Origin of the sequence: Rhizobium lentis (assembly GCF_014200175.1) — a bacterium.
GTDB classification, from domain to species: Bacteria; Pseudomonadota; Alphaproteobacteria; order Rhizobiales; family Rhizobiaceae; genus Rhizobium; species Rhizobium mulingense.
Map to the genome: position 1 here is coordinate 1 of NZ_JACHBD010000007.1, position 23,106 is coordinate 23,106.

At 62.1% G+C, this 23,106-nt stretch carries 26 protein-coding genes; 14 read left to right on the plus strand and 12 right to left on the minus strand.

The genetic code is table 11. From position 1 onward, the window contains the following. Positions 1 to 885 (plus strand): electron transfer flavoprotein subunit alpha/FixB family protein (locus tag GGI60_RS17205; RefSeq protein ID WP_183934841.1); only part of this gene is annotated, 885 nt, incomplete at its 5' end. 140 nt (positions 886 to 1,025) lie between these two features. Then, complete coding sequence (locus GGI60_RS17210) at positions 1,026 to 1,907, plus strand: 3-hydroxybutyryl-CoA dehydrogenase (protein WP_004671370.1); 882 nt, start codon at positions 1,026 to 1,028, stop codon at positions 1,905 to 1,907. Between the two features lie 179 nt (positions 1,908 to 2,086). Here GGI60_RS17210 and tlpA read toward each other — a convergent pair whose 3' ends face one another. Beyond that, the gene (gene tlpA, locus GGI60_RS17215; RefSeq protein WP_183917122.1) at positions 2,087 to 2,749 is read right to left on the minus strand and encodes a thiol:disulfide interchange protein TlpA; all 663 of its coding nucleotides are present in this window, start codon (positions 2,747 to 2,749) and stop codon (positions 2,087 to 2,089) included. 23 nt (positions 2,750 to 2,772) lie between these two features. On the opposite strand from tlpA, the gene argH reads away from it, so the two are divergent. The 3 genes from argH (at position 2,773) to lysA (ending at position 5,802) form a co-directional block, all read left to right on the plus strand. Next, positions 2,773 to 4,176 carry an argininosuccinate lyase gene (gene argH, locus GGI60_RS17220; RefSeq protein WP_183917124.1) on the plus strand — a complete coding sequence of 468 codons (1,404 nt, stop codon included), beginning with the start codon at positions 2,773 to 2,775 and terminating at the stop codon, positions 4,174 to 4,176. A 151-nt stretch (positions 4,177 to 4,327) separates the two neighbouring features. Further along, positions 4,328 to 4,522 carry an LPS translocon maturation chaperone LptM gene (gene lptM, locus GGI60_RS17225; RefSeq protein WP_004671378.1) on the plus strand — a complete coding sequence of 65 codons (195 nt, stop codon included), beginning with the start codon at positions 4,328 to 4,330 and terminating at the stop codon, positions 4,520 to 4,522. An 11-nt stretch (positions 4,523 to 4,533) separates the two neighbouring features. Beyond that, entirely contained in the window at positions 4,534 to 5,802 is a 1,269-nt protein-coding gene (lysA, locus tag GGI60_RS17230; RefSeq protein ID WP_183917126.1) for a diaminopimelate decarboxylase, read from the plus strand. Here lysA and GGI60_RS17235 read toward each other — a convergent pair. Beyond that, positions 5,799 to 5,975 (minus strand): hypothetical protein, encoded by a 177-nt coding sequence (locus GGI60_RS17235; RefSeq protein WP_183917128.1) that lies wholly within the window; start codon positions 5,973 to 5,975, stop codon positions 5,799 to 5,801. The genes lysA and GGI60_RS17235 overlap by 4 nt on opposite strands. 91 nt (positions 5,976 to 6,066) lie before the next feature. On the opposite strand from GGI60_RS17235, the gene GGI60_RS17240 reads away from it, so the two are divergent. After that, positions 6,067 to 8,715, plus strand: a complete 2,649-nt coding sequence (locus tag GGI60_RS17240; RefSeq protein ID WP_183917130.1) for a TIGR02302 family protein — start codon at positions 6,067 to 6,069, stop codon at positions 8,713 to 8,715. 69 nt (positions 8,716 to 8,784) lie between these two features. On the opposite strand, the gene GGI60_RS17245 is transcribed toward GGI60_RS17240, so the two are convergent. The 3 genes from GGI60_RS17245 to GGI60_RS17255 form a co-directional block, all read right to left on the minus strand. Then, positions 8,785 to 9,144 carry a response regulator gene (locus GGI60_RS17245; RefSeq protein ID WP_183917132.1) on the minus strand — a complete coding sequence of 120 codons (360 nt, stop codon included), beginning with the start codon at positions 9,142 to 9,144 and terminating at the stop codon, positions 8,785 to 8,787. Between the two features lie 168 nt (positions 9,145 to 9,312). Continuing rightward, a complete protein-coding gene (hpt, locus tag GGI60_RS17250) occupies positions 9,313 to 9,855 on the minus strand; it encodes a hypoxanthine phosphoribosyltransferase (RefSeq protein ID WP_183917134.1) in 543 nt (180 codons plus the stop codon). Positions 9,856 to 9,977: 122 nt separating this feature from the next. Beyond that, entirely contained in the window at positions 9,978 to 10,622 is a 645-nt protein-coding gene (locus GGI60_RS17255) for a hypothetical protein (protein ID WP_183917136.1), read from the minus strand. 206 nt (positions 10,623 to 10,828) lie between these two features. On the opposite strand from GGI60_RS17255, the gene ftsE reads away from it, so the two are divergent. The 4 genes from ftsE (at position 10,829) to GGI60_RS17275 (ending at position 14,273) form a co-directional block, all read left to right on the plus strand. Further along, a complete protein-coding gene (gene ftsE, locus GGI60_RS17260; RefSeq protein WP_183917138.1) occupies positions 10,829 to 11,488 on the plus strand; it encodes a cell division ATP-binding protein FtsE in 660 nt (219 codons plus the stop codon). Next, positions 11,481 to 12,494 carry a cell division protein FtsX gene (locus GGI60_RS17265; RefSeq protein ID WP_064686330.1) on the plus strand — a complete coding sequence of 338 codons (1,014 nt, stop codon included), beginning with the start codon at positions 11,481 to 11,483 and terminating at the stop codon, positions 12,492 to 12,494. The genes ftsE and GGI60_RS17265 overlap by 8 nt, the downstream gene beginning before the upstream one ends. Before the next feature lie 67 nt (positions 12,495 to 12,561). Then, complete coding sequence (locus GGI60_RS17270) at positions 12,562 to 13,278, plus strand: YdcF family protein (protein ID WP_183917140.1); 717 nt, start codon at positions 12,562 to 12,564, stop codon at positions 13,276 to 13,278. Positions 13,279 to 13,475: 197 nt separating this feature from the next. Further along, positions 13,476 to 14,273: a 1-acyl-sn-glycerol-3-phosphate acyltransferase gene (locus tag GGI60_RS17275; protein ID WP_183917143.1), complete on the plus strand. Its 798-nt coding sequence runs from the start codon at positions 13,476 to 13,478 to the stop codon at positions 14,271 to 14,273. Here the strand turns inward: GGI60_RS17275 and GGI60_RS17280 are convergent, their stop codons facing one another. Next, positions 14,274 to 14,804 carry a gamma-glutamylcyclotransferase gene (locus GGI60_RS17280; RefSeq protein ID WP_183917144.1) on the minus strand — a complete coding sequence of 177 codons (531 nt, stop codon included), beginning with the start codon at positions 14,802 to 14,804 and terminating at the stop codon, positions 14,274 to 14,276. It abuts the gene before it with no gap. Between the two features lie 49 nt (positions 14,805 to 14,853). Here GGI60_RS17280 and GGI60_RS17285 point away from each other — a divergent pair, with 49 nt between their 5' ends. After that, a complete protein-coding gene (locus GGI60_RS17285; RefSeq protein WP_183917146.1) occupies positions 14,854 to 15,870 on the plus strand; it encodes a DUF2125 domain-containing protein in 1,017 nt (338 codons plus the stop codon). A gap of 12 nt (positions 15,871 to 15,882) precedes the next feature. Here GGI60_RS17285 and GGI60_RS17290 read toward each other — a convergent pair whose 3' ends face one another. The 4 genes from GGI60_RS17290 to GGI60_RS17305 all read right to left on the minus strand — a co-directional run bounded on the left by GGI60_RS17290 (position 15,883) and on the right by GGI60_RS17305 (position 19,199). Next, positions 15,883 to 16,302, minus strand: a complete 420-nt coding sequence (locus GGI60_RS17290; RefSeq protein ID WP_183917148.1) for a GNAT family N-acetyltransferase — start codon at positions 16,300 to 16,302, stop codon at positions 15,883 to 15,885. A gap of 7 nt (positions 16,303 to 16,309) precedes the next feature. After that, positions 16,310 to 17,236: a prephenate/arogenate dehydrogenase family protein gene (locus GGI60_RS17295; protein ID WP_183917150.1), complete on the minus strand. Its 927-nt coding sequence runs from the start codon at positions 17,234 to 17,236 to the stop codon at positions 16,310 to 16,312. After that, on the minus strand, positions 17,233 to 18,342 hold the full coding sequence (hisC, locus tag GGI60_RS17300; protein ID WP_183917152.1) for a histidinol-phosphate transaminase: 1,110 nt from the start codon (positions 18,340 to 18,342) through the stop codon (positions 17,233 to 17,235). Before hisC ends, GGI60_RS17295 begins: the two co-directional genes overlap by 4 nt. 80 nt (positions 18,343 to 18,422) lie before the next feature. Continuing rightward, entirely contained in the window at positions 18,423 to 19,199 is a 777-nt protein-coding gene (locus GGI60_RS17305) for a class I SAM-dependent methyltransferase (protein WP_183917154.1), read from the minus strand. A gap of 53 nt (positions 19,200 to 19,252) precedes the next feature. Between GGI60_RS17305 and gloB the strand changes: the two genes are divergently transcribed. Then, positions 19,253 to 20,023 carry a hydroxyacylglutathione hydrolase gene (gloB, locus tag GGI60_RS17310; RefSeq protein ID WP_038691617.1) on the plus strand — a complete coding sequence of 257 codons (771 nt, stop codon included), beginning with the start codon at positions 19,253 to 19,255 and terminating at the stop codon, positions 20,021 to 20,023. Further along, positions 20,023 to 20,445, plus strand: a complete 423-nt coding sequence (locus tag GGI60_RS17315) for a cupin domain-containing protein (protein WP_183917156.1) — start codon at positions 20,023 to 20,025, stop codon at positions 20,443 to 20,445. The genes gloB and GGI60_RS17315 overlap by 1 nt, the downstream gene beginning before the upstream one ends. Before the next feature lie 358 nt (positions 20,446 to 20,803). Here GGI60_RS17315 and GGI60_RS17320 read toward each other — a convergent pair whose 3' ends face one another. Together GGI60_RS17320 and GGI60_RS17325 are read right to left on the minus strand one after the other, a co-directional pair. Beyond that, positions 20,804 to 21,694 carry a DMT family transporter gene (locus tag GGI60_RS17320; protein ID WP_183917158.1) on the minus strand — a complete coding sequence of 297 codons (891 nt, stop codon included), beginning with the start codon at positions 21,692 to 21,694 and terminating at the stop codon, positions 20,804 to 20,806. 33 nt (positions 21,695 to 21,727) lie between these two features. Further along, a complete protein-coding gene (locus GGI60_RS17325; RefSeq protein WP_183917160.1) occupies positions 21,728 to 22,507 on the minus strand; it encodes a DUF3108 domain-containing protein in 780 nt (259 codons plus the stop codon). 244 nt (positions 22,508 to 22,751) lie between these two features. Here GGI60_RS17325 and rpmB point away from each other — a divergent pair, with 244 nt between their 5' ends. Continuing rightward, positions 22,752 to 23,051 (plus strand): 50S ribosomal protein L28, encoded by a 300-nt coding sequence (gene rpmB / locus GGI60_RS17330; protein WP_004679586.1) that lies wholly within the window; start codon positions 22,752 to 22,754, stop codon positions 23,049 to 23,051. Positions 23,052 to 23,106 lie beyond the last annotated feature (55 nt).

The window sequence follows — 23,106 nt, forward strand, 5'->3', positions numbered from 1 at the left end:
GACCAGACCGCCAAGGCGCTGACGGCAGCTTCCCAGATCGGCGGCGATATTCATGTGCTGGTCGCCGGCAAGGCCGCCAAGGCGGTCGCCGATCAGGCCGCCAAGCTCTCCGGCGTCTCGAAAGTGCTGCTCGCTGAGAGCGACGCGCTTGCCAACAATCTCGCCGAACCGCTGGCCGATCTGATCGTCTCGCTCGCCGGTTCCTACGACACGATCCTGTCTGCCGCCACCTCGGTCGGCAAGACGGTGCTGCCGCGCGTCGCTGCCCTGCTTGATGTCGCCCAGGTCTCGGAGATCATCGAAGTCGTCAGCCCCGATACCTTCAAGCGGCCGATCTATGCCGGCAATGCCATCCAGACGGTGCAGGCAAGCGATGCCAAGAAGGTCGTCACCGTGCGCACCGCCTCGTTTGCTTCCGCCGCCGAAGGTGGTTCGGCAACGGTCGAGACGATCGCAGCGATCTCCGATCCGGGTCTGTCGCACTTCGTCGCCGATGCGCTGTCGGCCTCCGACCGTCCGGAACTGACCTCGGCCAAGATCATCATCTCCGGCGGCCGGGCGCTCGGCTCGGCCGAGAAGTTCAAGGAGGTCATCTTGCCGGTTGCCGACAAGCTCGGGGCTGCCGTCGGCGCCAGCCGCGCCGCCGTCGATGCCGGTTATGCCCCGAACGACTGGCAGGTCGGCCAGACCGGCAAGGTGGTGGCGCCCGATCTCTATATCGCCGCCGGCATCTCCGGCGCCATCCAGCATCTGGCCGGCATGAAGGACAGTAAGGTGATCGTCGCCATCAACAAGGACGAGGAGGCGCCGATCTTCCAAGTCGCCGACTACGGCCTCGTCGCCGATCTCTTCGACGCCCTGCCGGAATTACAGAAGGCGCTCTAACGAGAGAAAGTGCTTTTTTCTTTCGCACTTGCGAATGACTGGAAAATTGTCTTTTATCTGCTGCCGGGCGATCTTTCGTCCGGCAGTAATGCTAAAATAATGCGGCAACGCGGGGGCGACTGCCGAGCGGGGGTTTGGAGATGAGTGCGGTGTTGAAGAATATTGGGATCATCGGTGCCGGCCAGATGGGCTGCGGCATCGCGCATGTTTCGGCCGCCGCAGGGTACAGGGTCCACATCTACGATCTCTCGCAGGACCGCATCGAATCCGGCCTTGCCACCATCAACGGCAATCTTGCCCGCCTGGTGACGAACGGCAAGATGACGGATGAGGAACGTAAATCCACCTTGTCGCGCATATCAGGCTCCGCCGATGTCAACGACCTCGCCCCGTCCGATCTCGTCATCGAGGCGGCCACCGAGGACGAAAGCGTCAAGCGCAAGATTTATAGTCAGGTTTGTCCGGTGATGAAGCCGGAAGCGCTGCTGGCCACCAACACCTCCTCGCTTTCGATTACCCGGCTTGCCGCCGCCACCGACCGCCCCGAACGCTTCATGGGCATTCATTTCATGAACCCGGTGCCGGTCATGAAGCTGGTCGAACTGGTGCGCGGCATCGCCACCGATGAGAAGACCTTCTCCGCCGCCAAGGAATTCGTCGGCACGCTGGAAAAGACCATTACCGTCGCCGAGGACTTCCCTGCCTTCATCGTCAACCGCATCCTGCTGCCGATGATCAACGAAGCGATCTACACGCTCTATGAAGGTGTCGGCACGGTCGACGCCATCGATACGGCGATGAAGCTCGGCGCCAACCATCCGATGGGGCCGCTGCAGCTTGCCGATTTCATCGGCCTCGACACCTGCCTGTCGATCATGCAGGTGCTGCATGACGGCTTGGCGGACTCGAAATATCGCCCCTGCCCGTTGCTGGTGAAATATGTCGAAGCCGGCTGGCTCGGACGCAAATCCGGCCGCGGCTTTTATGACTATCGCGGCGAAGTGCCTGTCCCGACGCGGTAAGCGGGGCATCACCAAAAAGGGCGAATGGACCGGACGCCCGCGAAATGCTTTCCTTGCCGCGAATGGGGGGAAACGCCATGTCGACCGAAACACCGATGTTCCTGCTGCAATGCTGCGTCCTTATCGGAATTGCCGGCGTTTTCCTGATCAGAGGAAATGGCGACTCCTGACCGCTATCCTCACGATCCGATCGCACCCTTGATCAAAGTCTTGGCGTCCTCGCTGTCCCAGGCGGCGGGTCCGTTCATGGCGGAGATCAGGCAGCCCTTGTCGTCGAGCAGCAGCGTCACCGGCAGGCCGAAGGCGAGACCTTCCTTCTTCAGGCTATTGAAGACGCCGATCGTATTGTCGCGATAAAGCTGCAGCGCATCGACGCCCGTCTCGGCCAGGAAAGTCTTCGGCTTTTCGTCATCACCGGTATCGATATTAACCGGCACGACCTGGAATTTGTCGCCGCCCATTTGCTTTTCCAGTGCGTTCAGCGCCGGCATCTCTTCGCGGCAGGGCACGCACCACGTGGCCCAGAGATTGAGCAGCACGGTCTTGCCGGCGAAATGGTCGAGCGTCAGCGGCTTGCCGTCGGGGCCGTTGAAGGACACCGCGGTCAGCTTGCGCGGCTCGCTGGCGGCGACCATCGCGGCAACCTGCCCCTTCATCAGCGGCGCCAAAGTGGCGGCGCGCTCCCGCGCCAGCGGGCATTCGGCCGAAGCCGTATCGCCGATGCCATTGCCAATCCCCGTCTCCTTCACGTATACCGCTGCCGCACCGGCAATAACGCCTGCAACGGCGGCGATTGCGATCAGTTTTACGGACGGCAGACCGAAGGGTTTTTTTGTCGTCATTTCATTCTCCAGGACGGGCATCCATGGCCGAGAGCAACACGGACACCAAATCCTCCAACCAGATGTGGGGTGGGCGCTTCGCCTCCGGCCCGGACGCGATCATGGAGGAGATAAATGCCTCGATCGGTTTCGACAAGAAGCTATTCGCGCAGGACATCCGCGGTTCCATCGCCCACGCGACAATGCTCGCCCATCAGGGGATCATTTCGGCCGAGGATAAGGACAAGATCGTTCACGGGCTAAACACGATCCTGTCAGAAATCGAAAGCGGCAATTTCGAATTCTCGCGCCGGCTCGAAGACATCCACATGAATATCGAGGCGCGCCTGGCGACGCTGATCGGACCGGCTGCCGGCCGGCTGCATACCGCCCGCTCGCGCAACGACCAGGTGGCGCTCGACTTCCGCCTCTGGGTGAAAGAAGAGCTCGAGAAGACCGAGAAGATGCTGACCGGCCTGATTGCTGCCTTCCTCGATCGCGCCGAGGAACATGCCGAAAGCGTCATGCCGGGCTTCACCCATTTGCAGACCGCCCAGCCCGTCACCTTCGGTCATCACTGCATGGCCTATGTCGAAATGTTCGGCCGTGACCGCTCGCGCGTGCGTCATGCCATCGAACATCTGGACGAAAGCCCGATCGGTGCTGCCGCCCTTGCCGGCACCGGTTATCCCATCGACCGCCACATGACGGCCAAGGCGCTCGGTTTCCGCGAGCCCACCCGCAATTCCATCGACACGGTCTCGGACCGCGATTTCGCCATCGAGTTCCTGGCGATCGCCGCGATCACGGGCATGCATCTGTCGCGCCTGGCCGAAGAGATCGTCATCTGGTCGACGCCGCAGTTCGGCTTCGTGCGCCTCTCCGACGCTTTCTCGACCGGTTCCTCGATCATGCCGCAGAAGAAGAACCCGGATGCGGCCGAACTGGTGCGCGCCAAGACCGGCCGCATCAACGGCTCGCTGATCGCGCTGCTGACGATCATGAAGGGCCTACCGCTCGCCTATTCCAAGGACATGCAGGAGGACAAGGAACAGGTCTTCGACGCAGCCGAGAGCCTGGAGCTGGCCATCGCCGCCATGACCGGCATGGTGCGCGACATGACCGTCAACACCGCGCGCATGAAGGCGGCGGCCGGCTCCGGCTTCTCGACGGCGACCGATCTTGCCGACTGGCTGGTGCGCGAAGCCGGCCTGCCCTTCCGCGATGCCCATCACGTCACCGGCCGCGCCGTCGCGCTGGCCGAAAGCAAGGGCTGCGACCTGGCCGAGCTGCCGCTCGTCGACCTACAGGCGATCCATTCCGCAATCACCGACACGGTCTATGACGTTCTGACGGTCGAAGCCTCGGTCGCCAGCCGCAAGAGCTTCGGCGGCACGGCCCCCTCCGAAGTGCGCAAGCAGATCGCCTTCTGGCGCGCCCGCAACTGAAAGAAAGGCGAAGCGAAACGCCGCTTCGCCCTTCCCCCGCACGGGATGACCGTGCAACAATCAGGGTGCACAAGGCGGAGAAACTTCGCTATGAAGATGTGCGTCGTTCGGAAGGAACGATGTCTGTCATATCTCGTCCAAGAGGATATCCATGCAGAAGAGCTTGCCGCACCTCATTCGCTTGACGGCAGTCATCGCCGTCATCGGCCTTGCCGTTGCCGGATGCGGGCGTAAGGGCGATCTCGACCCGCCGAGTGCTGCGGCAACGAAAGAAGGCGACGTTTCCAAGCCGACGAAACAGCCGGGAACCGTTGACAAGCCCTTCCTTCTTGATCCTCTTCTTTAAGGCATAAGCCCGTGAACCATTTCGAGCACCGCGACGGCATCCTTCACGCCGAGAACGTTCCCGTTCCCGAGATCGCCAAGGCGGTCGGCACGCCGTTCTACGTCTATTCCACCGCCACCCTGGAACGCCATTACCGGGTCTTCTCCGAAGCCTTCGCCGATATGGACTCGATGGTCTGCTACGCGATGAAGGCGAATTCGAACCAGGCAGTGCTGAAGACGCTGGGCCGCCTCGGCGCAGGCATCGACGTCGTCTCGGAAGGGGAATTGCGTCGCGCGCTCGCGGCCGACATTCCGGCAAGTCGCATCATGTTTTCAGGGGTCGGCAAGACCCCATCCGAGATGGATTTCGCTCTCGAGGCCGGCATCTACTGCTTCAACGTCGAGTCCGAACCCGAGCTCGAAATCCTCAACCAGCGCGCCGTCAGCGCCGGAAAGAAGGCCCCCGTCTCTTTCCGCATCAACCCGGATGTCGACGCCAAGACGCATTCGAAGATCTCGACCGGCAAGAAGGAAAACAAGTTCGGCATCTCCTGGGAGCGCGCCCGCGCGATCTACGCCCATGCCGCCAAGCTGCCCGGCATCGAGGTCACCGGCATCGACATGCATATCGGCAGTCAGATCACCGAGCTGCAACCTTTCGACGACGCATTCAAGCTGCTGCGCGACCTTGTCGCGACGCTCCGCTCCGACGGCCACACGATCGATCATGTCGATATCGGCGGCGGCCTGGGCGTCCCCTATAAGGACGACAACAATCCGCCGCCGCTGCCGGATGCCTACGCAGCGATTGTCAAGAACCAGCTGCGCGATCTGGACTGCAAGGTTATCACCGAGCCCGGCCGCCTGATCGTCGGCAATGCCGGTATTCTGGTGACCGAGGTGCTTTATGTGAAGGACGGCGGCGAGAAGACCTTCGTCATCGTCGACGGCGCGATGAATGATCTCATTCGCCCGACGCTCTACGAGGCCTATCACGAAATCCGCCCGGTGACGATTTCGGCGGCTAATGCGCCGCGCATCCGCGCCGACGTCGTCGGCCCCGTCTGCGAGACCGGCGACTATCTGGCGCTCGACCGCGAAATGGCAATGCCGAAACCCGGTGATCTGCTGGCCGTAAGCACTGCCGGCGCTTATGGCGCGGTCCAGGCCGGCACCTATAACAGCCGCCTGCTCGTCCCCGAAGTTCTGGTCAAGGGCAGCGATTTCCATGCGATACGACCGCGTAGAACCTATGCCGAGCTGATCAGCCTCGACTCCGTTCCCGCCTGGCTCGACTAAAGCATGTCACGTAACGTGTGCGGCGGTTTTACGATCACCGCGTGCGCAAAACAAAGACCCAAAGCGCCGGAAGCGACCTGAAAAATCGCGACGCGCTTCAGGTAGACCATCACTTTTTGGCGAATAAACGTGAAAAGCCGGTATTGCCGGCGGCTCGCCCTCGCCTTCGCCACAAAGAGTGTTATCCTTGCCAGCCATGAGCGTATTGCCCCGCAATCGCCGGAAGCGCCCTCTGTTCCACGTGAGATCGCGGAGACCGGACCGATGACAAGCCCCTTCAGGCAGAAGAAAGGTGCATTTGCGCTCCGCCCTGCCCTCGCCCGGCTGGTAACGACGAAACGTCTGCTGGCGCGCATCGTGCTTTTTTGCGAGCAGCTGCTGCCGCCTCTGTTGCCGGTCCTGTCGGTCGCCGCGCTTTATCTTTCCGCCTCCTGGTTCGGCGTCTTCCGCAGCGTGCCAGACTGGTTGCGCATCCTTCTGCTGATCGCTTTCGCTCTCGCTTTGCTCGTAGCGCTCCTTCCCTTCCGCAATCTGCGCTGGCCGAGGATTGCCGAAGCCGACCGCATGTTGGAAGAGCGCAACGGCTTGCCGCACCAGCCGGTCACCGTCCAGGAAGACGAACCGGCCTTCGATGCGCCCTTCGCCCTGGCGCTTTGGCGCGAGCACCAGCTGCGCATGGCCGAAAAGATCGCAGCGCTCGACGCCGGCATGCCGAGGCCTGACATTGCCGGGCATGACCGTTTCGCCCTTCGCGCCATTCCGGCGCTGCTTGTCGTCACGGCCTTTGCTTACTCGCTGTCGATCAATGGCGGTTCAGTCAGTGACGCATTGCAGGCAGCACCCGAACAGGTGACGGTCGACCCGGCGGTGCGCATCGACGCTTGGGTGACGCCGCCTTCCTATACCGGCCGCGCGCCCGTCTACCTTACCGCCGACGGCAGTGAACAGGCGCCGATCGACATTCCGAAGTTTTCCGCTCTTACCGTGCGCGTCAGCGGTGGAAAGACGGCCGAAAAGGTCGTGTTCCGCAAAGCGAACGGTCAGACGCTGGAGATCGCCGCGCAGGCGGACGCAAGCCCGGGCCAGACAGCTGCGACGGCCGGCAACCAGCCGGATGCCGCACCGGCCGGCCAGGCCGCCATCGCGCAGACGCATGTGATGAAGCTCGAGGAGAACGGCACGCTCGAAGTCAACGGCCGCCGCTGGAGCTTCGACATCCTTCCCGACAAGGCGCCGGAAATTGCCTTTGACGGCTTGCCGAAGCGCAGCGTCAACGGCGCGCTTGAAATTGGTTTCACCGTCAAGGACGACTACGGCGTCCAAGAGGCTCATGCGGAGATCGTACCGCTCGAAACCGATCCGAAAGCAACGCCTCTTTACCCGTTGCCGGAGTACAGGCTGGATATCCCCCGCCGCAACGCCCGTGACGCCAAGGGTGTGACCAGTCGGAACCTGACCGAACATCCGCTCGCCGGCAAACGCGTGCGCGTGACGCTTGTTGCCAAGGACGGAGCTGGCCAGACCGGCCGCAGCCCGCCGCATGAGATGACGCTGCCGTCGCGGCCCTTCAATGAGCCGCTTGCCGCAGCCGTCGCCGAGGAACGGCAGGTTTTCGCCCTCGACACCCGCAAGATGCCGCAAGCGATCGCGCTGAACGAAGCGCTGACCATCCGTCCCGAGGAGACCATCCCCAACCTCACCAACTACCTGTTGCTGGAATCCGCCTTGGCGCGCATGAAGCTCGCAAAGAGCGAGGAGGCGCTGAAGGATACGGCCCAATATCTCTGGGAAATCGCGCTCGGCATGGAGGACGGCGATCTTTCCCTTGCTGAGCGCAAGCTGCGCCAGGCCCAGCAGAATCTTGCGGATGCATTGAACCGCAACGCGCCGGATGAAGAGATCAAGAAGCTTATGGACGAACTGCGCAAGGCGATGCAGGACTATCTGAGCGAGCTTGCCGAGCGCATGCAGAATGCGCCTATGCAGCCGAACCAGAATGCCCAGAACATCCTGCGCCAGCAGGACCTGGAACGGATGATGGACCAGATCGAAAATCTCGCCCGCTCCGGCAACCGCGACGCGGCCCAGCAGATGCTGTCGGAATTGCAGCGCATGATGAACAATCTACAGGCCGGCCGGCCGCAGCGCGGCCAGCAGAGCCAGGAGAACAGTGAGGCCCGCAAGCAGATCGACAAGCTTGGCCAAATCCTGCGCGACCAACAGAAGCTGATGGAACAGACCTTCCGACTCGATCAGCAGCTCAAGGACCGCATGCAGCGCGGCGAACCCGATATGGGCGAAAACGATCCGCTGCTCGACGAGATGGCCCCCGGCGAAAACGGCGAGCCGCAGCAGCAACAGGGCCAGCAAGGCAATGAAGGCCAGCAGCCCTCCGACCAGATGACGGCCGAACAACTGCGCGAGGCGCTAAAACAGCTGCGCGCCCAGCAGGATGGGCTCGGCAAGCAGCTGGGTGAATTGCAGAAAAAGCTGGGCGAGATGGGCATGAAGCCCGGCCCCGGCTTCGGCCAGGCGCAACGCGAGATGGAAGGCGCCGGCCGCGAACTCGGCCAGGGCCGCGGCCAACCTGCCATCGAAAACCAGGGTCGCGCGCTGGAAGCGCTTCGCCAGGGCGCCCGTGACATGATGAACCAGATGATGCAGGCGCAGCAGGGCCAGCAGGGGCAAGGCCCGAACGGCCAGGTCGGCCAGGGCGAGCAGAACGGCCGCGATCCGCTCGGCCGGCCGCGCATGAGCGAGAGATATATCGAGGACGACGGCGTGAAGGTGCCTGACGAAATCGACGTTCAGCGGGCGCGGGAAATCCTCGATGCGATCCGCGAAAAGCTCGGCAACAATCCGCCGCAGGAAATGGAACGGCGATATCTCGAACGGCTACTGGATATCCAATAGGCGCTCAAGCGCATAACCCCGAAAATCGCAATCGATTTTCGGGGTTATGCGTGAAATTCCGAACAAGCGTTAGGCGACCAGCGCCCGCGCAATCGCCTTGCGGATATCGGGAAGCGCGAATGGTTTGGCGACGACGTCGATGATCTTTTCGGCAAGATCGTCGGCTCGTTCGCGCTGCTCGGCATAGCCGGTCATCAGCAGGATCTTCAAAGCAGGAAAGGCATCCTTGGCCTGGTGGGCGAGCTCGATGCCATCCATCACAGGCATGCGGATATCAGAAAGCAGCAGGTCGTAGGCCCCATCCTTGAGCTTCTCCAGCCCCTCGGCGCCATCGGCCGCTTCATCCGTCTCGTGACCGTCGAGCCTGAGCGCCCGGGCTACGAAAGACCGCAGGGAGTCCTCGTCTTCCGTAATCAGAATTCTTGCCATATGTGCATTGCTCCGTCTTCAGCCCCGCGACGGAAATCACCAGACTTTCCTTTTCGATCGGTAAAGATGGCGAAGCGATGGGCGGGATGGTTAACAACCCGTCTCGAGCGGCAGCGCAGCGCGGCGCCTCTTTCAGACGTGCGAAGGCGCTGCAATACTCCCGATCATTCAGGCGTCGCCGGTCACCACGCCGACGAAGGGCAGTTCACGAAAGGCATACGCGACATCCATGCCGTAGCCAACGACGAAATAGTCAGGGCATTCGAAGCCGACGTAATCGGCCTCCAGCTTTTCCTTGCGCTTGACGCGCTTGTCGAGCAGCACGGCGATCGTGACGTTGCGTGCGCCACGCTCGAACAGCAGTTCCTTGGCAAAAAGCAGCGTCCGGCCGGATTCGAGAATATCGTCGATCAACAGGACGTCGCGGCCATGCACATCGCTGTCGATATCCTTGACGATGCGCACGCCCTGGGAGACCGTGCCGCTTCCATAGCTCGACAACGTGATGAACTCGACCTCCGGGGCAAGCCCGGTGTCGTGCAGGGCGCGGATCAGGTCAGCGGCGAAGATGAAGGAGCCTTTGAGCACGGCGATGACGAGCAGATCCTTGGTCGGACCGTTGGCGATCTCCCGCGCCATGGCACGATTGCGTTCGGCAATCTGTTCGGCGGTGAAGAGCGGCTCGATATTTTTTCCGCGCACGACAGGCATAAGACTTGCTCCATGAAAAGAAGGGTAAGCCGTTAGCACATATGCGCGCCTGAAACAGCCTCGCCGGCTAGAAATTGGCACGACCTACGGCAGGAATTGGCCGTGGCGTGCCCGTGTTGCTTCTATGGCAGGAACGAAAGCCGGACCTCTGGCAATTTTCCGCCGGCATGCTGGACGCGCGCCGAAAAGCCTCGGCTCTGGCCGCCATAGATGACATCAACAGGTGGGTTGATGACGATGCTCGCGGTCAGCCGCTCGTCAGTCACGAGATCGGCGCGAATCGGCTGCAGCGTCTGCGTCGTGCCGCTGTCGTTTTCGATGATGCCGTTGATGACGAGCACGCGCATTCCGTTCGCGTCACGCGGCGTCACCGTCACATGGGTGAAATGCAGCGGCGCTCCGGAATAAGCTCGACCGCCCGACAGGCCGGAGAAGCCACCCGCAAGGCCGAAGACGAGCACGGCAAGCGCCAGCACCAGTAGGGCGAAACTACGGATCGACGCGCGCTGCAGCCAGGTTTCCGCCTCCCGCAGAAGAGAAGCGGCCATCGCCGGCAGAAGCGGCGGCTGTGCGGCGCCTGCCCGCTTGCGGTTGTCGTTATGGGTCCTCGCGGTGAATTCCCGCGGCCGCGCCTTACCGAGCGTGACGAATTCGGCGTCGGCAATATCGGCAGGACGCGGATTGCGGTACTGGCGGCTTGCGGGTTCAGGCGGCAGGAAATCATAGGCCTGGCCCGGTGTCCGGCGGCTGAAGAAGGATGCTTCCATGGTGACTGCCTCGCAGATGTCCACATGGTTTCGCTGCCAGCGGTAATCTTGGCATTGAAACGAATCCTGCTCAGTCGTAAATTTTAATGGTTAATGCTTCGCAAAGGTCGCCATCAAACGGGCGTCTTTCCGGCAAAATTTACCGGCTGTTAACGGTGTTGGTTAACAAGTCGCACCGTGAAACCCACAACAGACTGGGCTGCCCGTTGATCCACTTCGAGAATGTCGGTTTGCGCTACGGCATGGGCCCGGAAATCCTCCGGGACCTGACCTTCGACATTCCGAAGAAATCCTTTCAGTTCCTGACGGGCCCGTCGGGCGCGGGCAAGACATCGCTGCTGCGGCTGCTCTTCATGTCGCTGCAGCCGACGCGCGGCCTGATCCGCATGTTCGGGCGCGATATTTCCGAAATCCCCCGCCCGGAGCTGCCGCTGCTGCGCCGGCGCGTCGGCATCGTCTTCCAGGATTTTCGCCTGCTCGATCATCTCACCACCTATGAGAATGTTGCTTTGCCCTTACGGGTGCGCGGCAAGGAGGAGAGTTCCTACAAGACAGACGTTCTGGAACTGTTGAAATGGGTCGGCCTTGGCGAACGCATCAACGTGCTGCCGCCGGTGCTCTCCGGCGGCGAGAAACAGCGCGCCGCCATCGCCCGGGCGCTGATGGACCGGCCGGAAGTCCTGCTGGCCGACGAACCCACGGGCAATGTCGACCCGCCGATGGCCAGGCGCCTGCTCAATCTTTTCCTCGAGCTCAACCGGCTCGGCACGGCGGTGGTAATCGCCACCCATGACCTGGCGTTGATGGAACAGGTGGAAGCCCGCCGCATGATCCTCTCGGAGGGGCATCTCGATCTCTATGACTGAGCCCCCGTCCAAAAACCGAGACAAGGCGCCGGCCCAGGCCCAGCAGAAGCGGCCGGAAATGCGCGTGCGCCCGACCGCGCCGATCCTGCCGCCCTCCAACATCCAGGGCAATGCCCTGATGGTGGTGATATCGATCATGGCCTTTCTCGCCTGCCTGACGCTCGGCGGCGTCAGCATGGTGCGTTCGACGGCGGCGAGTTGGGAGAGTCAGATCTCCCGCGAGATCACCATCCAGATCAAGCCGGACGACAATCTCGACATGGAAAAGGCGCTGACGCAGGCGCGCGACCTGGCGCTCACCTTCGTCGGCACCAAAAGCGGCCAGATCGTCGACGAGGCGGCCACCGCCCGTCTGCTCGAACCCTGGCTTGGCCCCGGCCTCGACCTCAAGGATCTGCCCGTCCCCCGCCTCGTCGTCATCACCATCGACGAGAGCAACCCGCCGGATTTCGAGGCGATGCGCGGCCTCCTGAAGGACAGCATCCCGCAGGCGAGCCTCGACGATCATCGCACCTGGGTCGACCGGCTGGTGTCCATGGCGCACACGACGGTGCTGATCGGCACCGGCGTTCTGCTCCTGGTCTTTTCGGCCATGGTGCTCACCGTCGTCTTTGCCACGCGCGGCGCGCTGTCGGGCAATCGACACATCGTCGAAGTGCTGCATTTCGTCGGCGCCGAAAGCTCTTTCGTCGCCACCGAATTCCAGAAGCATTTCCTCAAGATCAGCCTCAAGGGCTCGGCGATCGGCAGCGCGCTTGCCGCTCTCTTCTTCGCTACGGCCGGCTTCTGGCAAAGCCGCACCCTGGCGACGCCGGAAACGGATCAGGCAACCGCGCTGTTCGGCACTTTTTCGGTCGGCGTACTCGGTTATGCCGGCATCTTCGCGACCATGATCGTCATCGCGCTGCTGACGACCGTCACGGCGCGGTTGACCGTCATGCGGACGATCTATGAAATCGATACATTGCGCTCGGACCCGACGCGCACCGACGGCATCGCAAGTTGATCGTGACCGTGTCGTTTTGTCATTGTAGCGTCTGTTCCACGCCGTAATCAGCGTATAATCACGATTCATGACCATGGGCCATACGACACCCAACCCGATTCGGCAGGATCCAGAGCTTGATCGCCCGGCGGGCCTGCCGCCGCGACGCGGGCCGATTCGCCGCCTGCTGCGCTGGGCCGGCTTTGGTTGCGTTCTGGCGATCGCCCTGGTGTTCGGCGGCTTCCTGCGCTTTGCCGATTCCGTGACGACGCTTAAGCCCCCGGTCGAGCCGAAGGCGGACGCGATCGTCGTGCTGACAGGGGGCTACCAGCGCATCGACCAGGCCGTGGAACTGCTGCAGAAGGGTGCCGGCAAGCGGCTCCTGATCTCCGGCGTCCACCCGACGACGACGCCGGCTCAGATCCGCAAGATGACACAGGGCTCGGCCGATCTCTTCTCCTGCTGCGTCGATATCGGTCATGACGCGATAGACACGATCGGCAATGCCGAGGAAACCTCCAACTGGATCCATGCCAAGGGATACAGAAGCGTGCTCGTCGTCACCAACAATTATCATATGCCGCGCAGCCTCGCCGAACTTTCCTATGTCGATCCCGACATCGAGTTCATCCCCTATCCCGTCGTCAACTCAGATCTGAAGACCCGCAACTGGTTCACCGATCCGAACGCGATGCGCGTCATGCTGGCCGAATATCTGAAGGTGCTGCTGGCCGGCGCCCGCAACATCACCGGCTTCGGCCGCCACACCGGGCTACGCTCGGCCAGCGTGTCCGCCGCGGACTGAGGTTTTGCTTGAGCATGATGCCGAAAAGTGTGAGCGGTTTTCGGACGACGTCATGTTCTAACTCTTTAATCCAGAACAGGATTCAGATTGTAGGTCCGGCTCAAAATCTGAATCCTGTTCTGGGGCACCATCAAATGCTTTTTATGACGGGCAATATCGTGTAGGCCGGTCGCGTGAGCATGCCTCGGGAAAATTTCATGATCGCGCTGCGTTCCGTCCTCTTCAACACGATCTTCTACGCCAACCTCATCATCCGGATGATCGTGCTCTCGCCCTATTATTTCGTGGTGCCGCGGCTAACCGCCTATGAAATCCCGAAGAACTGGGCGCGCTCCAATCACTGGCTGATGCGCGTGATCGTCGGAACGACCTTTGAGATCGAGGGGCTGGAGAACCTGCCTGACGGCAGCTATATCCTGGCGCCGAAGCACCAGTCCTTCTGGGACACCTACGCGCTGCTGCCCAGACTCAAGGACCCGGTCTACATCCTGAAGCGCGAGCTCATGTGGATTCCGCTCTTCGGCTGGTATGCGAAAAAGCAGCGCATGATCCCGGTCGATCGCGGCGCCCGCGGCAAGGTGATGGTGGATGTGCTGAAACGCACGAGGGAAGAGCTTTCGACTGGCCGCCAGCTCATCATCTATCCCGAGGGCACCCGCCGCCCACCGGGCGCGGAACCGGTCTATAAATACGGCATCGCCCGCATGTACCGCGATCTTGGCATTCCCGTCGTGCCGGTCGCGATGCATCCCGGCCTCTTCTGGCCGCGGCGGAGCATCCGCCGTTATCCCGGCCATTTCAAGGTACGGATCCTGCCGCCGATCATGCCGGGAATGGATCCCGACACCTTCTTCGCGCACCTGATCGAGGTGACCGAACGAGCAAGCGACGAGCTCTTGCTCGACACCATCGAACGCAATCCGCATCTGCCGTTGCCGCCGACAGCGATCGCCAGGCTGACAGAGCTGCGCAAAATGAAGGCGGCAACGGCCTGATCAGCCGGCCCGCAGCCGCTCCACCTCGTTGCCGACCTGCTCCAGCCACGGGTCGCGAATGCCCATCTGTCTCAGGTGCGCAAGCGTGTTAAAGACATAGGCATCATTCGGACCGGACTGGCCCCTGGCCTCGTTCACTACCCGTGCTGCCGCGAGCGTATCGAGCGTACCGGCATATTGCTCGTGGTCACGATCGGCGACGTAAGTCACCGCCTCCATCCGCCGACCGCCGGCAAACTGCAGCCGAACCCGGCGCTCCAGATAGACATTGGTGACAAGTTCGCGGGCGCGGAGATACTCGATCACCTCATCCCATCTGTCCGGCGAAATACGGAAAGCCATGCCGCGGCAGGCGCCGCCCCTGTCGAGGCCGAGAACGAGGCCCGGATTGTCGCGTGTGCCGCGATGAACGAAGGAACGGACACAGAGCGAACGCCTGTAACCATGCACCAGGGCTTCTGCCCGTTCAAGGAACTCGAAGCCCGGATTCCACATCAGCGAGCCGTAGCCAAACACCCAAAATTCGTCCATATCGCACGCCAGACCGGAATCACTTTGCGATTCACCATTGGAGAACATCATGGCAGCGTCAAGCCGATCCGGCAGCGGTCAATCCAGCAGCGGCAAGAAATTCTGGTTGCTGGGCGGAGGTATTCTCCTGGCGATCACGCTTTATACCGGCGGCTGGTTCTATGCAGCATCGGCGCTGAAGACCACGGTGCTGAAAGCGATCGCGCCGCGCGATCAAGCGGGCGTCAGCGGCGAATGCTCCGATATCGAATTCCGCGGCTATCCCTTCCGCATCGGCCTGTTCTGCTCCAAGGTCGATGTCGACGACAGTGTCAACGGCGTCTCCGCCACCTTCGGCGCCCTGCGCTCGGCAGCCCAGGTTTATGCGCCCGGCCATATCGTCTGGGAACTCGATTCGCCGGCCGAGATCCGCACCAGCAACGGCCTTTCGATCTCAGCTCAGTGGGCGAACCTGCAGTCGAGCCTGGCGACCAGACTGAAGGGCATCGACCGCAGCTCGATCCTCATCGAGGGGCTGAAGGCGACGGCGGTCTCTTCCTTCACCGGCCAGACGGTGAGCTTCGATGCCGCCCGTACGGAAATTCATCTGCGCCAGAACGGCGCCGATCTCGACGGCGCGATCTCCGTAAAGGATGCGAATACGGCAATCACCGACTGGCCCCAGGTCTTCCCGAAACTCTCCGCCAGCATCGATGTGACCGTTGCCGGCAAGGCCGGCCTGATCGACGGCAGCGACCCGAATGGCCTCAACGGTTCTGCCGGCGAGCTGCGCCGCATCGTTGCCGACATCGGCGACGGCAAGGTCATGACGCTGACCGGTCCCTTCTCCTTCGACGAACAGGGTTTACTGTCGGGAAAATTCAAGTTGGAGATCGAACGGCTCGAACCATGGGGCGAGAGCCTGAAGCAGACCTTCCCCGACATCGCCTCGACCGTCAACACGGCGACCAAGCTCTTGAAATCACTTGCCGGCGGCAAGGATAAGGTGTCGGTAGATCTCATTGTCGATCATGGCAACGCCACCGTCAGCGGCTTCATCCCGCTCGGCCGGATACCGCCGATCTGACCAGCCCGTTTCTCAGGCTATGTGCTTGATGAAAAAAACCTCGGGCACCGATTGCAGACCGGGCAGCTCGATTGCGCCGGTTTCGATAAATCCGTTGCGGCGATGCCAGTCCTGCGGCCGGCTCTCGTCGCATTCGCTCGAGGTCATCAGCAGGCGGGCGCCTTCGCCGCGCATCGCCGCTTCCCAGGCGAGAAACAGCGTCGTCCCGACACCCGACCGGCGATGACCGGGAAGGACGCGGATCATTTCCATATAGGGAACTCTGCCCCAGAAGCGTGAGAACCGCAGGAAACCGACCATCTCGCCGTCCTCCCGGGCGACGAGATATTCGCCGAGCGCCACACATCGCGATATCCATGGCTGACCGAGGTTGGCATCTTCGCGCACAAGCCAAGCGATATCCGTCTGGCTGGCGCTCGCCACCTCCACCATCGCTCGGCTACTTCTTGTCCAGCAGGTGAGGGCGGCCGAAATCCGGCGCGTCGACGTCCTGACCGGCCTGGACGATCGAGCGGCGGATGGCGCGCGTACGGGTGAAGAGCTCGAAAATCTTATCGCCTTCACCCCAACGGATCGCCCGCTGCAGATAGGCGAGATCTTCAGAGAACCGCGCCAGCATTTCGAGGATCGCATCGCGATTGTGCAGGCAGACGTCGCGCCACATGGTCGGGTCGGAGGCGGCGAGGCGGGTGAAATCGCGAAAACCTGAAGCCGAATATTTGATGACTTCCGATTCCGTCACCGTCTCCAGATCGTCGGCCGTTCCGACGATATTATAGGCGATGATATGCGGCAGGTGCGAAACGATCGCGAGCACCTTGTCGTGGTGTTCCGCATCCATCTCGTCGACCTTTGAGCCGAGCGCCTCCCAAAAGCCGCGCAGCCGCTTCAGCGCCGTCTCGTCGGTGCCCGCGACCGGCGTGAAGATGCACCAGCGGCCTTCGAAAAGGCCGGGGAAGCCGGCATCGGGGCCGGATTTTTCCGTGCCAGCCAGCGGATGGCCAGGGATGAAATGCACATTGTCAGGCATATGCGGCTGCATCTGCGCGATGACCGACGCTTTGGTCGAGCCGACATCGGTGACGATCGCCCCTGACTTCAGGTTGCCAGCGATTTCCTTCGCCACACTTTCCGAAGCGCCGACCGGCACCGAAACGATGATGAGGTCGGCATCCTTGACGGCCTCTGCCGAAGAGGTCGTATAGCGATCGCCGAGGCCAAGCTCCTCCGCACGCTTCAGCGTATCGGCGCTGCGTGTGGCAACGACGATCTGCTTCGTCAGCCCGAGCCGGCGAACGTCGTGGGCGAGCGAAGAGCCGATCAAGCCGATGCCGATCAGCGCGATCCGGTCAAACAGCACGCTCATGCCTTACGTCCCATGAATTCGCGGAGTGCTGCAATGACGCCGCGATTGGCCTCTTCGGGACCGATGCTCATCCGCAGCGCATTGGAAAAGCCGTAGCTGCGCACCGCGCGCAGAATGTAACCGCGGCTAGTCAGAAGTTCGTCCGCATCGGCGGCACGCTTGCCGTCCATCTCAGGGAAATGGATGAGGACGAAATTGGCGACCGAAGGCGTGACTTTAAGCCCGATCGCTTCCAGCGCCGCCGTTAGCGTTTCCACCCACATCTGGTTGTAGGAGACGGCCTGCTGGACGAAAGCCTGGTCGCGGATGGCCGCGGCACCGGCAGCGATCGCCGCCGCATTCATGTTGAACGGCGCACGGACGCGGTTCACCGCATCGACGACCTCGGCCGGCGCATACATCCAACCGACGCGCAACGCCGCCAGACCGTAGGCCTTCGAAAAGGTGCGGGTCATCACCACGTTGGAGCTGGAAGACACGACCTCGATGCCGGCTTCGTAGTCGTTGCGGCGCACATATTCGGCGTAAGCCGCATCGAGCACGAGGACGACGTGTTTCGGCAGGCCCGCCTGCAGGCGGCGGATTTCGCTCACCGGAACATAGGTGCCGGTGGGATTGCCGGGATTGGCGATGAAGACGATCTTCGTCCTTTCCGTCACAGCGGCAAGGATCGCGTCGACATCGACGGTATAGTCCTTTTCCTTCACGACGACAGGCGTGGCGCCCGCGCCCATGATCTGGATCTTGTAGACCAGGAATCCGTGCTCGGTGATGATGCCCTCGTCGCCGGCGCCGAGATAGACATGGCAGAGCAGGCCGAGCAGTTCGTCCGAACCATTGCCGCAGAGGATGTTTGCCGGATTGAGGCCATGCACGGCGGCGATCGCCTCGCGCAGTTCGATCGCCTGCCCGTCGGGATAACGTCCCAGATTATCGGCAGCGGTCTTGACCGCCTCGATCGCTTTCGGGCTGGCGCCGAGCGGCGTTTCGTTGGAAGAGAGCTTGTAAACGCGGGCAACACCCGGCGCATGTTCTTTGCCCGGAACATAGGATGCGATATCGAGAATACCGGGACGCGGAACGGGCTTGCTGATCTCAACGCTCATGGGTCGACCTTGGATTTTCCGGAAAATGACCCAGTGGCATTAAAGCGGAATGCGGTTCTTGTCGAGAGCCGGGAACGGGCTTACCGGTTGCGCGTCGTCGGCACGCCGTGGGGTGCGAGAACCGGCACGAAGACGCGGCGGGAGGCGCGTGCCGCTACCGGCAGTCCCTGATAGAGCCGCTTCTGCGCCTCGACGATGATCACGCCCGAAAAAGCCGGCCACAGCGTCCGGCCGATCCGCTCGAAGGCGCGGCGAAGCCGCAGGATGGTCCTGAGCTTCGAGGGCGGAAAGAACAGCGCTTCGGCCGTCGCGCCCGGCGTGAAATTCGTCTCGCGCAGCAGATGCGTCAACTGACCGCGCGAATAGGGCCGGCCCGAACCGAAGGGCGTATGCTCCATGCGGGCCCAGACGCCGCGCCGGTTCGGCACGACGATGACCAGCCGTCCGCCCGGTGCCAGCACCCGCCAGAGTTCCTTCAGCGTCTCGCGCGGGCTTTCCGCAAATTCCAGCGAATGCACCATCAACACCCGGTCGATCGAGGAATCGGGCAGCGGCAGTTCCTCATCGAAAATCAGCGTCGTCGACGACAGCGAGCCCATCGGCCAGTTCACCGCGCCCTGCCCGGCCGGCATGAAGGCAAAGGTGCGCTCGGTATCGGCCTGGAACCGATCGAGGAAGGGCACGGCATAACCGAGACCGACCAGACGCTCCTGCGGCAGGCGCACCCAGAGCGAGGCTAGCGCCATGGCGATCGACTGCTCGGCAAAACGCCCGAGGTCGGAATGATAGAACTGACGTAGGTCGACGATATCGGCGTGCATTGCGATAAATGTTATCAGCGGGCGGTTGGACTTCAAGGCCGGAACCTCTACATTCCCGCGAGACTCGCAGGACAAAGGATTATTGAACGATGAAACCTTTGGAATTAGACGTTTTTCTCTGCCGCACCGATAATTTCGGCGTTCTCGTGCATGATCCGGAGACGGGATTTACCGCGGCGATCGACGCGCCGGAGGAAGCCCCGATCCTGGAAGCGGCGACACGGCGCGGCTGGAAGATCACGCACATCTTCACCACCCATCATCACACCGATCACGTCGCCGCAAATCTGGCGCTGAAGGAGCAGTTCGGCTGTGAAATCATCGGCCCGATCAACGAGGCCGTCGCCATTCCCGGCCTTGACCGGACGATGGCGGATGGCGACAGGTTCCTCTTCGGCAACCACACGGTCAACGTGATCGAGACGCCGGGCCACACCGCCGGCCACATCTGCTATCACTTCGTCGACGACAAGCTGCTTTTTGCCGCCGACACGCTGTTTGCGCTCGGCTGCGGCCGCCTGTTCGAGCGCCCCGCGGCCGACATGTGGCATTCGCTGCAGAAACTTGCCGTGCTGCCGGATGAGACGGCCATCTATTTCGGCCACGAATATACGCTCTCCAACGCCCGCTTCGCGCTGACGGTCGATCCCGACAATGAACGCCTGAAGAGCCGCGCCGCCGAGATCGAAGCTTTGCGCGCCGAGGGCAAGTTCACCATCCCGACGACGCTTGGACTGGAAAAGGAAACCAATCCGTTCCTGCGCGCCGGCGATCCGGCGATCCGCCGCAACCTGATCATGGAAGGCAAGACGAACGAGGAAGTCTTCGCCGAGATCCGCAAGCGCAAGGACAATTTCTGATGTCGCCCGAGGATATCGTCCGGCAACTTGGCATGCAGCCGCATCCGGAAGGCGGCTGGTACGTCGAGACATTCCGCGATACGGCAGGCGGAGAGCGCGGACATTCCACCGCGATCTATTACCTCCTGACCAGCGGGCAGCGCTCGCACTGGCATCGCGTCCACGACGCCGCCGAAATCTGGCATTACTACACCGGCGCGCCGCTGGCGCTGCACCGCTCCCAGGACGGGGCGGCAAGCGAGACCCTGACGCTCGGACCGAATCTGATCGCAGGCGAGCGGCCGCAGGCGATCATTCCCGCCAATTGGTGGCAATCGGCCGAGACCCTTGGCGATTTCACCCTGGTCGGCTGTACCGTTTCGCCCGGTTTCCTATTTTCAAGCTTCGAAATGGCCCCGCCCGGCTGGACGCCCGGCGGCTAGAGCCTTTCCTGGTTAGATTGAAGCATTCTGCCGGGGCAGGTTTTCGTCAGGGCAGAGGCGATTGGCGACGGGCATACCCCAAGGTACGTCCGAGCCGATCGCCTCTGGTCCTGGCGGAAAGATGCCCGGCCCACCGGCCGCACCGCTTCGCCGTGGTGAAGCGATCAGTGCGTCCGGCGATTCTGAGTCTCGCAGATTTGCCAGGCAAATCTGCGGGAGGGTTGGCTGAAACGGGCCGGCTGCTCGACCGGCCGGCTTGGCCCGTATAGCTGGGCTACGACGCGCGCCGGCCGGTCGACCATCCGATTCCGTTTGAGCCAACAAAATGCTTCAATCTAACCAGGAAAGGCTCTAAGACCTATTCCGCCGCGGCCGGCCGCAGCCCGGACTTGCGACGGAACATCTCCTGAGCGGCCAGCACCGCCCCGCCGGTGACGAGCAGGCAGGCGAGCGCGATCCGCCAGCTCGGTTCGGCAAATCCGAACAACGTCAAGATCAGCGTCGAAAGCAGCGGGGCTGCATAACTTGCCGCGCCGAGGATCTGGATATCGCCGTTCTTGACGCCGTAATCCCAGGCGTAGAAAGCAGCGCCGACGGGCAAAAGTCCGAGCCCGATGACGGCGATCCATTCGAAGCCCGTTGCCGGCCAGACGGTCGTCTCGAGGCCGAGATGGCAGAAGAACGACAGGATTGACGTCGCAAGGCAGAAGCCGGTGACGACGTCGGTGGAGACCGCCTCGAAGCGCCGCGTCAACAACGAATAGCCCGACCAGGTGAAGGCGCAGAGGAAGGCGGCACCGTAACCGACGGCATAGGCGCCGTCGAAATCAATGCCATTGCGGCCGACGATCAGGAAGGTGCCGCAAAGGCCGGCCAGCGCGCCCGCCACGTGATACCAGCGCAGCCGTTCGCCCGGCAGCAACGCCGAGCCGACGACGATCAGCAACGGCCAGAGATAGGCGATCAGCCCCGCCTCCACCGCCGGCGCGTTCCTGAGCGCGGTGAAATAGAGGAAATGGTAGCCGAAGAGCCCGGCAATGCCGGTCAGCCACACCTTTGCCGGCTGCTTCAACAGCGTCAGCCGCGACGGCTTGAGAATAAGCACGACGAGGCCGGGGACGCTGCCGATCGCAAAGCACATGGCCGAAAGCTGGAACGGCGGCATCTTGCCCGAAGCAGCCGTAAACAGCGCCAGGAACGACCACATCAGAATGGCCGTAAAACCGATAAACGTCGCGCGAAGCTTCACCTGTCCCCCCTTCACGGAGGCGAAAGCTCTCCGTCAGCTGACGCTGCCATATTTGACGGCAGTGATCGTCACCATCCCATATTCGGTTGGAATGCGCACATAGACGGGAGCATATACATTTGCCGCGTCCGACTTGGCAAACCAGATTTCCATGCGGTCGCTCTTACTCAGATAGTCGATATCCTTGCGGCCCTTCTTGTAGCCCGAGCGCGGCACAAAGCGGACGCCGCAGACGACCGCCTTGCCCTTGAAGCCGTCGGTCGAAAAATCCTCGTCGCCCTTCGGAGAGAGCACGAGATCCATGCGCGTCTCGCCATCGAAGATCGGCAGCGTCTGCGGGCAGATTTTGGTGTCGCCGGTGAAGACCAGGCCGGAGATAGGATCGAGCACGGAGCGCATGTCGCGCGGCGTAACGTCGATCCAGTTCTTCGGCCGCTTCGGCGGCGGGGTCGTCGTCGCCGAGATGATGTCGCCGTTGCGATAGCTGACCTCGTAGACGCGGGCTTTCTTGCCTTTCTTGTAGTAGAGCGAATATTTCAGCGCCTGCAGTCGGTCGTTACGGACGACGCCGCTGACGCTGGTCTTTGCCGAAATGGTCGTGACGAGATCGGCAAGGCCGGCGGATTTGATATCGCCGGCGATCGTGTAGCTGTGATCGTCCTCGATCTGCGTCAGGAACGCGGCGCGCGCGATCGGCAGGCCCGCAAGCGTCACCCGGTATACCGTCCGGTGCTGGATCTCGGCCGCCGATGCCGGTATGGCAAGAAGCGCGGCGATGACCGAAATGAAAATGCGTCTGCCCGAATGAGCCATGTGTGAAGCCTTGTCTTGCACCGCGCGCGGCAGCCCTTGCCGAAACGCTCTATACTCCCGCCATGCCGGGAAGAAAACAGCAGCTTTTTGACAGAATTGCGGGAAAGGCCAAGGTTTGGCTTGACGCGAGCGGGCTCTCTGACTATAGAACCGCAACTTTCCAATCATGCCTGTTGGATTGCGAGCCCGGTTTTGCCGGGGATGGCAATTCGATGGCCCGAGAAAAAACAAGAATAGGTGTTCCATGTCCCGCGTGTGCGAATTGACCGGCAAGGCCGTCCTGACTGGTAACAATGTCAGCCATGCCAACAACAAGACCAAGCGCCGGTTCCTGCCGAACCTGTGCCAGGTAACGCTGATTTCCGACGCTCTCAACCAGCGTTATCGTCTTCGCGTTTCGGCTGCTGCTCTTCGTTCCGTCGAGCATCGTGGCGGCCTCGATGCCTTCCTGCTGAAGGCCAGCGAAAACGAACTGTCGATGCGCGCACGTCTGCTGCGCCGCCAGATCGTCAAGAAGACCGCCGAAGCGGCTGTTGCCGCCTAAGCTTCCGCCCTTCTTGCATACGGCTTCAAAGGCTTGAACGGGTGATACCGGACAA